A 15782-nucleotide genomic window follows, 5' to 3' on the forward strand; every position below is an offset into this window, starting at 1 on the left:
TCATAACAATCCTTCATCCGCAAAACTAAGATATGAATCCTGTATAAGAATCAAATGATCAAGAAGCTGAATATTTAAAAAACTTCCTGCCTCATTTATTTTTTTTGTGATATGCAAGTCTTCTTTACTCGGCTTGAGATTTCCGGAGGGGTGGTTATGGGCAATGATAATTCCCGTAGAAAAATGATCCAGTGCTACTTTAAATAAAATCCGGATATCTACGATAGATTGATTAATCCCTCCTTCTGTAAGCTTGGAAATATGGACAATCTTATTGCTCTGATTGAGGAATACTGCCCAGAACTCTTCTGTTCGGAGATCTGACAAATGCTCTTTAAGAATATGGTAAGCATCATTACTGTTGGAAATAACAGGCTTATCAACAATTCCCTGATTATTTCTTCTTCTTCCGATCTCCAATGCAGTAACAATTGAAATAGCCTTTACCCGTCCTATTCCTTTAAATTTCATAAGGTCTTCCACAGAAAGTAAACTTAGCTGGTGCCAATTATTATTAACTGAGGAAAGAATTTTTCTGGATAACTCAATGGCTGTTTCATCTTTATTTCCGCTTCCCATAATAATAGCCAATAGTTCGGAATCAGAGAGTGACTTTCTACCTTTAAGTAAAAATTTTTCTCTGGGTCTATCATCTTCAGCTAAAAACTTTATGGACATAATGAATGTTAAAAGCTACAAGTTATGAATTTTAATTTCAATAAAAGACATAAAGAACCACCACTTTACAAAAATATCGATGATTTACTTATAAAATCATCCCATCCTTCATAACCAGCTTTCTATCCGTAATTTCCGCTAAGCTTGGGTTGTGGGTTACAATAATAAAGGTTTGATTATATTTATCTCTAAGATCAAAAAACAGCCTGTGTAGATCATCCGCATTTTTGGAGTCCAAATTTCCGGTAGGTTCATCCGCAAAGATGACCTTAGGCGAGTTAATAAGGGCCCGGGCTACGGCTACTCTTTGTGCTTCACCACCCGATAGCTGGTTAGGCTTATGATGTAATCTTTGCTCAATCTTTAAATCCTCAAACAAAGCATAGGCTTTTTCTAATGCCTCTTTTTCCGGGGCTCCCGCAATCTTTGTCGGAAGCAAAACATTTTCCAATGCTGTAAATTCCGGCAACAATTGATGAAACTGAAAAACAAAACCAATATTCTGATTTCTGAATTTAGATAGCTGTTTATCATTCATATTGATAAATGATTCTCCCGCAATAGTTATTTCGGTACGATGCTGCTTTGAATTGGTGGGCTGATCCAGGGTTCCGAGTATTTGCAGCAGTGTTGACTTTCCTGCTCCTGATTCTCCTACAATAGAAACAACTTCTCCGGTTTTAATATGCATATCAACACCTTTTAACACTTCTAAATTCCCATAAGATTTATGGATATTGGTTGCTTTAATCATGGTTCAAAAATACTAATTTGAATTTAATTTTCAATGATGATACAACTTTGTTTTTAGCTAAAATAATCATAAAAAAACCTCTCACACGGAGAGGTTTTTTATTTTGCATCATAGAAAATTACAGTAACAACGTTAAAGGATTTTCTAAGTATGTTTTTAATGTCTGTAAGAATTCAGCACCGGTAGCGCCGTCCACTACTCTATGGTCACAAGCTAAAGAAAGCTTCATGATATTTCCAACCACAATTTGTCCATTCTTCACTATTGGTTTTTCAATAATAGCTCCTACGGATAAAATAGCGGAGTTAGGCTGGTTAATGATACTTGTAAATGTCTCGATTCCGAACATTCCCAGATTTGAGATGGAGAAAGTGGAACCTTCCATTTCATTGGCTTTAAGTGCTTTTGTTTTTGCTCTTGAGGCCATATCTTTAACAGCAGCTGAAATCTGAGTATAGTTCATCTGATCCGTATTCTTAAGAACCGGAACTACTAATCCGTCAGGGATTGCCACAGCTACGCCTACGTTAATATTTCCTCTGTGAATGATCTTATCACCTGCCCAGCTTGAATTAACCTGTGGGTGCTTTCTTAAAGCCACAGCAGTTGCTTTAATGATCATATCATTGAAAGAAATTTTAGTATCAGGTAAAGAATTGATTTCTTTTCTTGCTTCAATAGCTTTATCCATATTGATCTCTACCATCAGATAGTAATGCGGTGCCGAGAACTTACTTTCTGCAAGTCTTTTAGCAATTACATTTCTTACCTGAGAGTTTTGAGTCTCCGTATCTTCTCCCTGAACAAAGTTCACTGCTACCTGAGCAGCCGCGCTGGCAGCTTGTGCCGGTGCAGAAGATTTCTGAGAAGGCTGATAGTTTTCAATATCTTTTTTCACTATTCTGCCGTTTTCTCCGGATCCCTGAATACCATGGATATCCACTCCTTTATCTTCAGCCATTTTTTTTGCTAACGGAGAAATGGCAATTCTATCGGAAGATGAAGCATTGGCAGCCTGAGTAGGAGCAGCTTCTTCTTTTTTAGGTTCTGCTTTTTGTTCCGCAGGTTTTTCAGTTTCCTTAGCAGGTGCTGTTGCGCCAACTGCAGAAACATCAGTACCGGCAGGTCCTATAATAGCAAGTACAGAGTCTACAGGAGCTCCTCCTCCTTCTTCTACACCTTGCTTTAATAATACCCCGTTAAATTCAGATTCAAAATCCTGAACGGCTTTATCGGTTTCTATTTCAGCTAAAATATCTCCTTCTTTTACCGTATCACCTACTTGTTTGTGCCATTTTGCTACTTTCCCTTCCGTCATCGTATCGGAAAGACGAGGCATGGTGATTATTTCTACTCCGGCTGGAACTTCACTGGTAGTTTGCTCCACACTTGTAGCTTTATTTTCTGTTTTTGATTCTTCTTCAGATTTTTTCTCTTCAGAAGCTCCGGCAGCAGGAGCACTTCCTCCTTTCAAAGCTGAAATGTCTTCTCCTTCATTACCAATAATTGCTAAAACTGTATCTACAGCTGCAGCACCTCCTTCTTCCACTCCTACATATAAAAGCGTACCTTCTATTTCAGATTCAAAATCCTGAACAGCTTTATCAGTTTCAATTTCAGCTAATATGTCGCCTTCTTTTACTTTCTCTCCAACTTGTTTATGCCATTTTGCCACTTTCCCTTCCGTCATTGTATCAGAAAGGCGAGGCATTGTAATTACTTCTGCCATAATATTTAATATGATAATGAGTTAATTGATAATTTGATAATGAATAGGAACATGATAATTAACATTAGCATATCACCGCATTATCTCATATATTCCGTTTAGTTTTCTAATTTGTCCAGGAATGGATAATCTTCCTGAGCGTAAACATATTCATAGATTTTTTCTGCTGTAGGATATGGAGAATTTTCCATGAATTCCACACATTCTTCTACAAAATCTTTTGATTTATTATCAAGTGCTTCAAGCTCTTCTTCCGTAGCCCATTTATTTTCCAATATTCTTTGTTTTACAAGTTCAATCGGATCATCTTTTTTATGGATTGCTACTTCATCTTTTGATCTGTATGGTTCAGCATCAGACATAGAGTGACCTCTGTAACGGTACGTTCTTGCTTCAATAAATGTAGGACCGTCTCCTCTTCTTGCTCTTTCGATCGCTTCATAAGCAGCTTCTGCCACTTTCTCAGGATCCATAGCATCTACAGGAAGGCAAGGCATTTCATATCCTAATCCTAATTTATAAATATCTTCGTGATTTGCTGTTCTTTTTACTGAAGTTCCCATTGCATACTGGTTATTCTCAACAACAAATACTACAGGAAGTTTCCAGTTCATAGCCATATTGAATGTTTCATGAAGGGATCCCTGTCTGGCAGCTCCGTCTCCAAAGAAACAAATATTTACAGCTTTTCTGTCGAAATATTTATCGGCAAAAGCAATACCTGCTCCTAAAGGAATCTGTCCTCCTACAATTCCGTGTCCTCCATAAAAACGGTGCTCTTTACTGAAAATGTGCATAGATCCACCCATACCGCCTGAAGTTCCCGTTGCTTTACCGCAAAGCTCAGCTAAAATTCTTTTCGGATCCACTCCCATTGCCATAGGATGTATATGACATCTATAAGCGGTTATCATACTGTCTTTAGTCATGTCCATTGCATGAACGAATCCAGCAGGAATAGCTTCCTGACCATTGTATAAATGTAAAAATCCTCTGATTTTTTGTTTTAGATAAAGAGAACGGCACTTGTCTTCAAACCTTCTCCACATTGTCATATCTTCATACCACTTTAGGTATACTTCTTTCGAAAATTCTTTCATGTGTTAGCTCTTGCTTATTTATTATGAAATAGTTGAGCAAAATTAGGAAAAAAACTTTGTTTTTATTGTATACCTATCAATTGTTTTTTTTACTTATAGTGTTATATTTGGAATTTAAACGTATTAATGAAAGAAAAACAACCGTCACTCTGGCTAAGTATCTCTAAACTAATCTCTAATTTTTTTAATCCGTTAGTTTCCTTATTCATATTTTTTATATACATGAGTGTTTACGGATATTCCTGGGAAACATCATTATCCTATTTCCTTCCGATTTTACTGCTTGTCATCATTCCTGTTATAACATGGCTGGTATGGAATGTGAAAACAGGAAGATATACTAATATGGATGTTTCCAATCGTATTGAGAGAAAATCTCTATATCTGTTTCTGGAAGGCTGTATTATTGTTTACTTATCCTATCATTATATAGTGAACGGTTATCTTGATTTTGTACTTTCATTTATTCTCATCCTGTTATTTGCCTTACAGATCAGTAATTTATTCATTAAAAGCTCAATGCATACTTCCTTTAATATTTTTGTGGCGGCCTTATTTTATTCATTAAACTGGAGAATGGGAATTATATGGCTGGGAATTGCTGTTTTGGTAGGAATTACAAGGGTCGTTTTAAAAAGACATACCATACAAGAAGTTTATATGGGAGCAGGAATCGCTATTGTTATTTCTTTTATTTATCTTTATTGCCAGATACAATTTCAACATTAAGAATTTATGAAAATAAATCATCTTACATCAGCAGAAGAGAATTTAATGAAACTTTTTTGGAAACTAGACTCCTTCTATTTAAAGGATGTCATGGAACAGCATCCCGAGCCCAAACCCCACCAAAATACGGTTTCTACTTATCTGAAAATTCTTATAGAGAAAGGATATCTTTCAGCACAAAAGGAAGGAAGAATATTCAAATATTCAGTGCAGGTTCCTTATGATGATTATAAAAAATTCTTATTAAAGGAGCTTTCCCAAAACTTTTTTGATAATTCCGGTAAAGAAATCCTGCAGTTTCTCTTCAATGAAAACCTTATTTCCCAGAATGATCTTACTGATTATTTTAACTTAAAAATTGAGATGAAGCCCGTAAAATCTGAGAAACCGAAACTGGAGATAGCGGATGAAATCCTTAATCCTAAAGGATCTAAAAAAAGTAAAAAGGAGAAGGCTAAAAAGAAGAAAAAGAAAAAATAAAAAAAAGATCCTCGAATAAAGGATCTTTTTTTATAAATAGCCAGATGGAATTACCATCTTCTTTGAGTATCTGAACTCCAAACCGGTGAGGAATTATTATAAATCACCAGGTTACCATCATCCTGTACTGTTAGTTTATTACCTCCTCTATTGGAAGTCTTAGAGCTCCATACCGCTCTGTTATAAGAATCGTAAACTACGAGATTCCCATCATTTTGAAACTGTGCCTTACTTCCTTTATTGTTGGTTTCCGTACTCCATATAGGGCTTCCGTTACTGCTTGATAATACTAAATTTCCATCATTCTGGAATATAAGATAATATCTTGAGTTGGCTGAATATACTTTGGTATTCCTGGAAAACTCATATCCCGGATTTATATTACCTTGTCCTCTACTGTTATGAGAGCTGCTTTTTTTAGTATTCTGTGAAGCCCATAATGCATTTGAACCGTCGTAAATAACGAGGTTTCCGTCATCCTGTACATTAAGCTTACCTCTTCTTGTATTTGTATTTGAACTGAATAAAGCACGATTCGAAGATGAATAAACCACTAAGTTACCATCATCCTGAAAAATAGCTTTTGATCCTTGATTGGATGTTCCTGAATCCCATAATGAAGACCCTCTTCTGTCATAAAAAACAAGGTTCCCGTCATTTTGGAATATTAAGTAATATTGTCTGTTGCTGGACCAGTATTTTCTATCCTGTTGTAAGGTTTGTCCCGCACTGATATTCTGAGCGCCCAAATAAAGGCTTCCGAAAATCAACAATGCTAATAAACTTTTTTTCATTGTAATCTATTTTAATTATTCTGAGTCAATAAAAAAAGCGTGCCAAACAATCCAGCAAAAATAAAACAGTTTAATTATATAGATTAAAAAAAGCGGCTAAAGCCGCTTTATTTTTTACCAACGATTTCCACCGCCTCGGTTATTGTTACCATATCCGCCTCCTCTGTTGTTTCCGTAGCTGTTTCTGTTGTTATCGAAACTTCTTCTTGGCTTTTCTTCTCTTGGTTTAGCTTCAGATACGTTTAATACCTTTCCGTTAAACTCTTTTTGGTTAAGAACTTCAATAGCCTGCTTACCTTCTTCATCAGCCATTTCAATAAAACCGAATCCTCTTGAACGACCAGTTTCCTTGTCTGTAATGATTTTCGCTGATGATACTTCACCAAATTCTGCAAATAGATCCTGCAACTCATATTCTTTAGTTGCGTAGTTGATGTTTGAAACAAAAATGTTCATTTTAGTTAAAATTAAAAATTAATAAAAAATTTGGTATATAAGAGAAAAGCAACATAAATTAATGAACAAATATTGATTTCACATATAAACTATCGCAAGATACAATTAAAAAAAACAAATGCAAGTTTTTTAAGGTTCTTTTTTTTTCTTAATATTGATTTTTTTTATTTTATATGTATAAATTAAATATATTTTTATATAATTCACCTTATTAATTACAATTAACATCAATTATAATTCATTATAATTAATATTAAATAAACGAATTATATCATCTCTTTCATTCCCGGGCTTCACCCTTTTCGTTATTGAAAAAATTAATCAAACACTTCCATTATATAAAATCTCTTTCTTTTGTAAGTACCATTTATAACACTAAATTTGCAGGTAAATTAAAAGCACATGAATTATCATACAAGAAAATGGGTAAAACCGGAAGATCTAAACCCTAATCATTCTCTTTTTGGAGGACGGCTCTTACAGTGGATCGATGAAGAAGCGGCTCTTTATGCTATTATCCAATTGGAAAATACCAAAGTAGTTACCAAATTTATTTCGGAAATTAACTTTGTCAGCTCAGCAAAGCAGGGAGACATTGTTGAAATAGGAATTGAAGTTCTAAAATTCGGATCTACCTCCATTACTCTTCAATGTGAAGTAAGAAACAAGATGACACACCAGACCATTATTACGGTAGATAAAATTGTAATGGTTAATTTAGATGAAGAAGGAAATCCGTCTCCCCATGGTAAAACCCAGGTAGAGTTTGTAAAAGACAGGTTAAACAATCGTGCATGAAGATTTTTATAAAAAATATGGTCTGTAACAGATGTATCACCGCCGTGGAAAACATTTTTCAGGAGGAACATATTGCTATAAAATCTGTTAAGCTCGGAGAAATTGAAACCGAACAGGAATTAAAGGAAAGTGATCTCAATTCATTAGAAACCCGGTTGAAAGAAATCGGGTTTGAAAGAATTAAGGATTCTGCCCATCAGCTGATAGAAAAGATTAAAAACCTGATCGTTATCAAAATCAGTGAGCAGGATATTGCAGATGATTTTTTATTATCGGAATTTTTAAGTTCCAACCTTCACAAAGATTACAGCTCTTTATCTAAAACTTTCTCCCAAAAAGAAAATATTACGCTGGAACAGTTTTTCATTCTTCAGAAAATTGAAAAAGTAAAAGAGCTTCTTTTATATAATGAATTCAACCTTACGGAAATAGCCGGAAAATTAGGTTATAAAAGTGTACAGCATTTATCCTCCCAATTCAGAAATACCACAGGATTTACACCCACAGAATTTAAAAAGCTGAAAATCCATAACCGAAAACCTCTGGACAGTATTTAAGTTTCATCCATTCTGAGTTATTCGACTGGGATAATTTCTAAATTATATAACTAATCTCCTTAAATTTATAACAAGTATTTTTTTCTGTTTAGGAAATTTGTATTATAAATTTAGGACTATGAAACAAACATATAAAATTCAGGGAATGAGCTGTTCAGGCTGCCAGAAAAAAATTTCTGAAAAACTCAACAGTATTAAAAATATCCATGCCGATGTCAATCTGGAGAACAGTACAGCTACCATCACTTCAGATAAGGAAATAGACCTGAATCTTCTTAATAAAGCTCTGGAGGAAGCAGGTAACTATCAATTAGAAGACCCTTCGGGTTCCCCAAAAGAATTTATAAAGCCTCAGGATCGCGTCTCCCCTTCTTCTGTATATTACTGCCCCATGGAATGTGAGGGTGATAAAGTATACTTCAAACAAGGAGAAAGATGTCCTGTCTGTAATATGTATCTCGTACCTATTGAAGAAAAGTTAGCTAAAGATCCTCATCACAAGCCTGCCTATTCTTCTCAAAATTTACCCGACAACTTTAAAGATAATATCGGAAAATACTACTGTCCGATGTTTTGTGAAGGTGACAAAATATATGATCAAAAAGGAGACTGTCCCGTATGTCATATGCATCTGGAGGAAATCACTGAGGAATTGGTTAATAACTCAAACTCCGGTCATATGCATCACCATTCCCACCAACACGATCATCAGCATGACCAACCTAGGGTGACTGATGCAATGGCCGGCAGATATTACTGTCCCATGTATTGTGAAGGAGATAAAACTTATGACAGCAATGTAGGCTGCCCTGTATGTGGAATGGATCTGGTTAAATACCCGGAAAAGAAAACCGCAAAATACACCTGTCCCATGCATCCGGACATTATCCGGGATGAACCGGGAAGCTGCCCTATATGTGGAATGGATCTGGTCAGGATGCCGGATAAAGATGATGATGATGACGAAACATACAACATTCTTAAAAGAAAATTTATTATTTCTTTACTATTCACTGTACCGGTATTTTTTCTGGCCATGGGAGGAATGTTTATTAACTTTCCGTTCTCTCATACTATACAGGGTATTATAGAGTTTATTTTAACGCTCCCTGTTTTATTTTATTCCGGTTGGTTTTTGATGAAAAGAGGCTGGGTTTCCTTTAAAACCTGGAATCTGAATATGTTCAGCCTTATTGCATTGGGAGTGGCAGCAGCATTTATCTTCAGTGTGGTCGCTTTAGTCTTTCCCGGTATCATTCCTCACGAAATACAGGGACATGGCCAGGAGGCTCCTTTATACTTTGAGGCCGTTTGTGTTATTCTGACCCTTGTTATTTTAGGCCAGTTAATGGAAGCTGCTGCTCATAAAAAAACAGGAAATGCCATAAGGGAACTGATGAACCTGTCCCCTGACGAAGCCAACCTCATGATCAATGGGGAAGAAAAAAGAGTAGCCCTTTCAGAAGTTAAAATAGGTGACCTGCTCAAAGTAAAACCCGGAGAAAAAATCCCGGTAGATGGTAAAATTGTAGAAGGAAGCTCAGTAATTGATGAAAGTATGATTACAGGAGAACCTGTCCCCGTTACTAAAAATCAGGATGATAAAGTTTCTTCCGGAACGATTAACGGGAATCAGGTATTCATCATGAAAGCTGAAAAAGTAGGTGATGAAACTTTACTTTCCCAGATCATTAAGATGGTGAATGAAGCCAGCAGAAGCAAAGCTCCTATTCAGAAGCTTACCGATAAAGTTTCCAAAGTGTTTGTTCCCACCGTTATCCTTATTGCTGTCATTACATTTGTAGCATGGCAGCTTTTCGGACCGGAAGGAAAAAAGACCTTGTTCGCTTTTGTAAACGCAGTTGCGGTTCTTATTGTAGCCTGTCCATGTGCCTTGGGATTAGCCACTCCTATGTCATTAATGGTAGGGATTGGAAAAGGAGCTAAAAACGGGATCCTTATCAAAAATGCCGAAGCATTGGAACAGATGAATAAAGTCAATGTGCTCATCACCGATAAAACAGGCACCCTGACTGAAGGAAAACCTTCTGTGGAACATATAGAAACCCAGGAAAAAGAAGATCAGAAATGGGTTCTGCAATTGGCTTTCTCCCTTAATCAAAACTCAGAACATCCTTTATCCAATGCCGTTATCAACAAAGCTAAAGAACAAAACATCACCCCTGAAAAAGTGGAAAATTTTGAAAATATTTCCGGTAAAGGAGTTAAAGGAAATATCAAAGGAAAAACCGTATACCTCGGAAATGAAAGCCTATTACATTCTTATCAGATTGAAATTCCGGAAAATCTAAAGCAAAAAGCTACGGAAGTCCAATCAAAAGCGCATACCGTTTCTTATATTGCCCAGGATAACATAGCATTAGGATTTATAAGCTTTACGGATAAAATAAAAGAAACTTCTAAAAAAGCTATTGAACAGCTTACCCGAGAAGGCGTGGATGTCATCATGATGACCGGAGATAATGAACATACCGCCAAGGCTGTAGCTGATGAATTAGGAATTGTACATTTTAAAGCGAATTGCCTTCCGGAAGACAAGCTCAACGAAGTAAAAAAACTTCAGCAGGAAGGTAAAATAGTAGCAATGACCGGAGATGGGATCAATGACTCCCCTGCACTGGCGCAGGCCAATATAGGAATTGCCATGGGAACAGGAACTGATATCGCCATAGAAAGTTCGGAAATAACATTATTGAAAGGAGATATCTTAGGAGTGGCAAAAGCCAAGCTACTGAGTGAAAAACTGTTGAGAAACATTAAAGAAAACCTGTTCTTTGCATTCATTTATAATATCTTGGGAGTTCCGGTTGCTGCCGGACTTTTATATCCTTTCTTCGGAATACTCTTATCTCCTATGATTGCTGCTGCGGCAATGAGCTTCAGCTCTTTATCCGTTATCCTCAATTCTTTACGCCTCAATTCAGTCAGCCTGGAAACTGAAAAATAAAAATAATCAATTATTAAATCTATTTGAAAGAAGTGTTTACATACAATCCGTAAACACTTCTTTTTCTTTTAATATGTCCCGGGTTTTGAAAATAAAACAGACTTTGCCTTTTTTACTCAGGATCATTTTAAATAAACTTTTGAAAATATTAAAAAAAATTTAAAATTTAAACCCCTTTTTCAAGGTAAACAAATAACAATTAAAACATTAATAATGTATTTTTTATTAAAAGTATTTTAAAGTATAACTATTTTATTGAATATATAAAAATACAGGCTCATTTCTGGGCAGATTGAAAATAAATTTAACAAAAATATGGCATATGATTTGTTGATATTCAAACCGTTAAATTAGTTTAGTTAAAAACACAAATTCTTTCTTAATCTATGAAAAACATATGGAGAGAAAAGCCTGCGAAAAAGGTTTTACTCGGGATTATTGTATTGGTGAGTACAACATCCGTTTTATTTAATAGTTGTAAACAAAGAAAAGATGAAAACTTAGAGGAAATTAATCCTGAAGAACAGTCTATTTCAACTACTGAAAACACAAATGATGATGTCCCTGCTGACAAAAAAGTAATTTACCTGACTTTTGATGACGGACCCAATCGCGGAACGGAAAACCTTCTCAAGATACTTCATAAAAGAAATGTTTGCGCTACGGCTTTTGTAGTGGGAAAACACGCATATATGAGTAAAAAACAAAAAGAAGACCTGGAACTGCTGAGAAATGATAACTTAGTGGAATTGGCCAATCATAGCTTTACACATGCCAGTGGAAAATATGCCAAATTCTACCGAAATCCTGAGCGTGTCGTTAAAGATTTTGATCTCGCAAGGGACAGTCTTAAATTATACGATAAAATTGCCCGTACACCCGGCAGAAATATCTGGAGACTTAATAATGTTACATTTACGGATATCAAAGCATCCACAAATGCAGCAAACAGCCTGAAAAAAGCAGGTTATAAAATAGTAGGATGGGATCTTGAATGGAGACCTTCCTCTAAAATGACCTTAAAAGGTAATCATGAAGCCATGCTGAAAAAAATAGACAGTATTTTCCTTAATGATAAAGAGAAAACTTCCCAGCATCTCGTTTTCCTTACCCATGATCAGTATCTCACGGATACGGATTCCATCAACGAGCTGGATATGTTTATTGAAAAACTGCAGAAAAGTAATAAGTTTGTCTTCAGAACAATCTCAAAATATCCTAAGATCAATGAAACATTAAATTGATTCTGTTTATTTATAATTAATATACTAAATGAGGAACAATAGGTTATATTGTTCCTCTTTTTCTTTTACTCGCCAACCTATTGAATACTTCTCCCCTGCCTTTTGCTTATTTTGTTTGGCTTTTTTGATTGAAATGCTGAAATTTGCATCCATGGATATTAAAGAGAATTATATTGCAGTTAAAAAGCAGCTTCCGGAGCACGTCCAGTTAGTTGCTGTTTCCAAAACCCATCCGGTTTCCGAAATACAGAAAGTATATGATCTGGGCCAGAAAGTGTTTGGAGAAAACAAGGTACAGGAACTCGTGGAAAAGCATCCTTTGCTTCCACAGGATATTCAGTGGCATCTCATCGGGCATTTGCAGACCAATAAGGTAAAATATATTGCTTCATTTGTAGATACGATACAAAGTGTTGATTCTGAAAAGGTTTTAGCGGAAATCAATAAAGAAGCTGCAAAACATAACCGCACTATCAATGTCCTTCTCCAAATTAAAATAGCAGAGGAAGAGAGTAAATTCGGGTTTGATATCCCGGAAGCAAAAGCGATTTTTCAGAAATATCTCAATGGCGATTTTCCCCATGTCAACATTACCGGCTTAATGGGAATGGCGACTTTCACAGATAATGAAAACCAGGTAAGAAAAGAGTTTACCGTTCTCAAAGAAATATTTGACGAACTGAGTGGATTAAAGCCACTTCAGACCTTATCAATGGGAATGAGTGACGACTTTCCTGTTGCCATTGAATGTGGTGCCAATTCGGTGCGGGTAGGTTCCGCAATATTCGGGAAAAGAGATTATTCAATATAATTATTTAGGTATAATTTTTGCTAATAATTCAATCAAAAATTCTAAATTTGCAACTATGCAAAAAATCCTTATTGTAGAAGACGAAAAAGCAATCTCCGGAGTACTTCATAATATTCTTTCAGACGAATTGAGTGATTATGAATTTGTAATTGCTGAAGACGGCCTGGAAGGCTACAAACAAATTGAAAAAGAAGACTTTGCCCTGGTAATTTCCGATATCAAGATGCCTAAAGTTTCCGGAACAGAACTTCTTAAACAAAGTTTAGCATTAAAACCGGACAGTACTTTTATCATGATTTCAGGACATGCGGATATAGATTCTGCTGTTTCCTGCCTTAGAGAGGGTGCTTATGATTTCATTTCGAAGCCGATTGACATCAACCGTCTGATTACAAGTGTTAAAAATGCACTTGCTAAAGAGACTTTAAAAAAAGAGAATAAAACTCTTCAGTCTGAAAATAAGAATTTAAAGAAAAAGGTCAGTAAAAAATATCAGATGATCGGTAATTCTTCTGCTTTAACGAAGATCCAGGAAATGATAGAAAAAGTAGCGGTTTCTGATGCAAGAGTACTTATTACTGGACCTAATGGAGCCGGAAAAGAATTGGTAGCCCATGCTATTCATAATCAAAGTGACCGTTCAAAGGGACCTATGGTAGAGGTAAACTGTGCTGCTATCCCTTCCGAACTTATTGAATCCGAGCTTTTCGGGCACGTTAAAGGATCTTTTACCGGAGCTATTAAAGACAAGCAGGGAAAATTTGAGCAGGCCAACGGCGGAACTATTTTCCTGGATGAAATCGGAGATATGAGTCTTATTGCACAGGCTAAGGTTTTAAGGGCATTGCAGGAAAGTAAAGTTTCTCCTGTAGGAAGTGATAAGGAAATAAAAGTTGATGTAAGGGTCATTGCAGCAACTAATAAAAATATGCAAAAGGAAATCGAGGCAGGAAGGTTCAGAGAAGACCTTTATCATAGATTATCCGTTATTGAAATCTATGTACCTCCTTTGGATGAAAGAAAAGACGATATTAAACTATTGGTTGAGCATTTTGCCGGAATGATTGCTGATGAGCACGGTACTGCCACTAAAAAATTTGATGATAAAGCTATAAAAGCATTAGAAGCTCTTTCCTGGACCGGAAATATCAGAGAATTAAGAAACGTTGTGGAAAGATTGATTATATTAGGAGGAGCTACTGTTTCTGAAGACGATGTTGCAAGTTTTGTAAGAAAATAATTTAATTAAAAATAAATTATAAAAAATTTGCAGTAGTAATGCTGCAAATTTTTTTTATATATCTATAAAAACATATGAACTTTTTAAATAAAAACTATACAAAAGAATGCCTGACTTTGGCCCTACCTGTGATGCTTACACAAGTAGGACAAGTTTCGGTGAACTTATTTGATAATATTATTGTAGGAAAATTACTGGGAGCCGATGCACTGGCTTCCGTTTCATTAGGAAACGCTGTATTTTTCTCTATGTTCGTGCTGGCGCTCGGATTTTCATTTGCCATTCCGCCGTTAGTTTCAGAGGCTCATTCGAGAAATGATCATAAAACCATCAACTCGGTTTTCAGTCATGGATTTGTCATTAATATGTCTGTGGGGATTATTCTGATGGGAATTTTACTCCTGGCCATGCCTTTACTCTACCATTCCGGACAGCCGGAAAAAATCATTCCCGATACGGCTGACTTTTTAGGAATTATGGCACTAAGCATTATTCCTTTTATGGCTTTCCAGACGCTGAGAGAGGTTTCTGAAGGATTATCCTATACAATAGGAGTAACGAAAGCGACCATTATTGCCAATGTGATAAATATAGTTCTTAATTATATTTTTATCAAAGGGCTTTGGGGATTCCCTCCGATGGGTGTAAAAGGATCGGCTCTGGCCAGTTTAATCGCCCGTATTTTTATGGTTATATTTCTTTATTTCGTTCTTTTAAAAGAAGAGAAAACCAAAAGATATATCAAAGATTTCACTTTAAAAATTGAAAATTTCTCTAAAGAAATGTTCAGAAAAATGCTGAAATTAGGCTTTCCTACCGCATTACAGATGTTCTTTGAAGTAACGGCCTTTGCCGGAGCTGCCTTTATCTGCGGACTTGTTTCCGCCCATGATATTGCATCTCACCAGATCGCTTTAAGTATGGCATCTTTTACCTTCAATTTGTGTGTTGGGTTCAGTGTGGCTTCCACGGTTATGATCGGACGAAAGCTTGGTGAACAGAACTTTGTGGAATTAAGAAAAGTGGGTATCAATAACCTGAAGATCGCTTTTATATTTATGTGCATCTGCGGAGTCATATTTATTCTGGGCAGAAATATTCTTCCTACCTTTTTTACCAAGAAAGAGGAAGTGGAAGTGATTACATTAGCATCAAAGCTTATGATTATTGCCGCCCTATTCCAGCTTTCTGACGGAATCCAGGTAACGGCCTTAGGAATGCTGAGAGGTATACAAGATGTGAAAATTCCTTCTATCTACACCTTTATTGCGTATTGGGTTATTACTATTCCCCTTGGTTATTTCCTTTGTGTAACCTTAAAAATGGGAGCTTTTGGTACGTGGATCGCTCTGGGGCTAGGACTCACAGTATCGGCAGTTTTCCTGGTTAAGAGGTTTTTAAATATGTCTGCCAAAAAAATCAGACAAAATATATAAAAGAATAG

General features: G+C 35.9%; 15 protein-coding genes. 9 read left to right on the forward strand and 6 right to left on the reverse strand.

Annotation, left to right across the window (positions count from 1 at the left end; genetic code table 11):
• The 4 genes from radC to pdhA form a co-directional block, all read right to left on the reverse strand.
• Positions 1-678, reverse strand: a complete 678-nt coding sequence (gene radC / locus ABJ974_RS08615; protein ID WP_419867836.1) for a RadC family protein — start codon at positions 676-678, stop codon at positions 1-3.
• Between the two features lie 88 nt (positions 679-766).
• Complete coding sequence (locus tag ABJ974_RS08620) at positions 767-1432, reverse strand: ABC transporter ATP-binding protein (protein WP_419867837.1); 666 nt, start codon at positions 1430-1432, stop codon at positions 767-769.
• A gap of 118 nt (positions 1433-1550) precedes the next feature.
• Entirely contained in the window at positions 1551-3161 is a 1611-nt protein-coding gene (locus tag ABJ974_RS08625) for a pyruvate dehydrogenase complex dihydrolipoamide acetyltransferase (protein WP_419867838.1), read from the reverse strand.
• 98 nt (positions 3162-3259) lie between these two features.
• A complete protein-coding gene (gene pdhA, locus ABJ974_RS08630; protein WP_419867839.1) occupies positions 3260-4261 on the reverse strand; it encodes a pyruvate dehydrogenase (acetyl-transferring) E1 component subunit alpha in 1002 nt (333 codons plus the stop codon).
• A 222-nt stretch (positions 4262-4483) separates the two neighbouring features.
• Here pdhA and ABJ974_RS08635 point away from each other — a divergent pair, with 222 nt between their 5' ends.
• On the forward strand, positions 4484-4990 hold the full coding sequence (locus ABJ974_RS08635; RefSeq protein ID WP_419867840.1) for a phosphatase PAP2 family protein: 507 nt from the start codon (positions 4484-4486) through the stop codon (positions 4988-4990).
• A 6-nt stretch (positions 4991-4996) separates the two neighbouring features.
• Positions 4997-5470 carry a BlaI/MecI/CopY family transcriptional regulator gene (locus tag ABJ974_RS08640; protein WP_419867841.1) on the forward strand — a complete coding sequence of 158 codons (474 nt, stop codon included), beginning with the start codon at positions 4997-4999 and terminating at the stop codon, positions 5468-5470.
• A 50-nt stretch (positions 5471-5520) separates the two neighbouring features.
• Here the strand turns inward: ABJ974_RS08640 and ABJ974_RS08645 are convergent, their stop codons facing one another.
• Positions 5521-6264 (reverse strand): bulb-type lectin domain-containing protein, encoded by a 744-nt coding sequence (locus tag ABJ974_RS08645; RefSeq protein ID WP_419867842.1) that lies wholly within the window; start codon positions 6262-6264, stop codon positions 5521-5523.
• 114 nt (positions 6265-6378) lie between these two features.
• A complete protein-coding gene (locus tag ABJ974_RS08650) occupies positions 6379-6720 on the reverse strand; it encodes an RNA recognition motif domain-containing protein (protein ID WP_419867843.1) in 342 nt (113 codons plus the stop codon).
• A 402-nt stretch (positions 6721-7122) separates the two neighbouring features.
• On the opposite strand from ABJ974_RS08650, the gene ABJ974_RS08655 reads away from it, so the two are divergent.
• From ABJ974_RS08655 to ABJ974_RS08685, 7 genes are all read left to right on the forward strand, one after another.
• Complete coding sequence (locus ABJ974_RS08655; RefSeq protein ID WP_419867844.1) at positions 7123-7518, forward strand: acyl-CoA thioesterase; 396 nt, start codon at positions 7123-7125, stop codon at positions 7516-7518.
• The gene (locus tag ABJ974_RS08660; protein WP_419867845.1) at positions 7515-8075 is read left to right on the forward strand and encodes a helix-turn-helix domain-containing protein; all 561 of its coding nucleotides are present in this window, start codon (positions 7515-7517) and stop codon (positions 8073-8075) included. Before ABJ974_RS08655 ends, ABJ974_RS08660 begins: the two co-directional genes overlap by 4 nt.
• Before the next feature lie 118 nt (positions 8076-8193).
• Positions 8194-11043, forward strand: a complete 2850-nt coding sequence (locus ABJ974_RS08665; protein ID WP_419867846.1) for a heavy metal translocating P-type ATPase — start codon at positions 8194-8196, stop codon at positions 11041-11043.
• Between the two features lie 386 nt (positions 11044-11429).
• Entirely contained in the window at positions 11430-12287 is an 858-nt protein-coding gene (locus ABJ974_RS08670; protein ID WP_419867847.1) for a polysaccharide deacetylase family protein, read from the forward strand.
• Positions 12288-12438: 151 nt separating this feature from the next.
• Positions 12439-13098, forward strand: a complete 660-nt coding sequence (locus ABJ974_RS08675) for a YggS family pyridoxal phosphate-dependent enzyme (protein WP_419867848.1) — start codon at positions 12439-12441, stop codon at positions 13096-13098.
• Positions 13099-13153: 55 nt separating this feature from the next.
• Positions 13154-14338, forward strand: coding sequence for a sigma-54-dependent transcriptional regulator (locus tag ABJ974_RS08680; RefSeq protein WP_419867849.1), 1185 nt, complete (start codon positions 13154-13156; stop codon positions 14336-14338).
• A gap of 74 nt (positions 14339-14412) precedes the next feature.
• Positions 14413-15774, forward strand: a complete 1362-nt coding sequence (locus tag ABJ974_RS08685; RefSeq protein WP_419867850.1) for an MATE family efflux transporter — start codon at positions 14413-14415, stop codon at positions 15772-15774.
• Positions 15775-15782 lie beyond the last annotated feature (8 nt).

Origin of the sequence: Chryseobacterium sp. CT-SW4, from assembly GCF_048572715.1 — a bacterium.
In the GTDB taxonomy this organism is placed as follows: Bacteria; Bacteroidota; Bacteroidia; order Flavobacteriales; family Weeksellaceae; genus Chryseobacterium.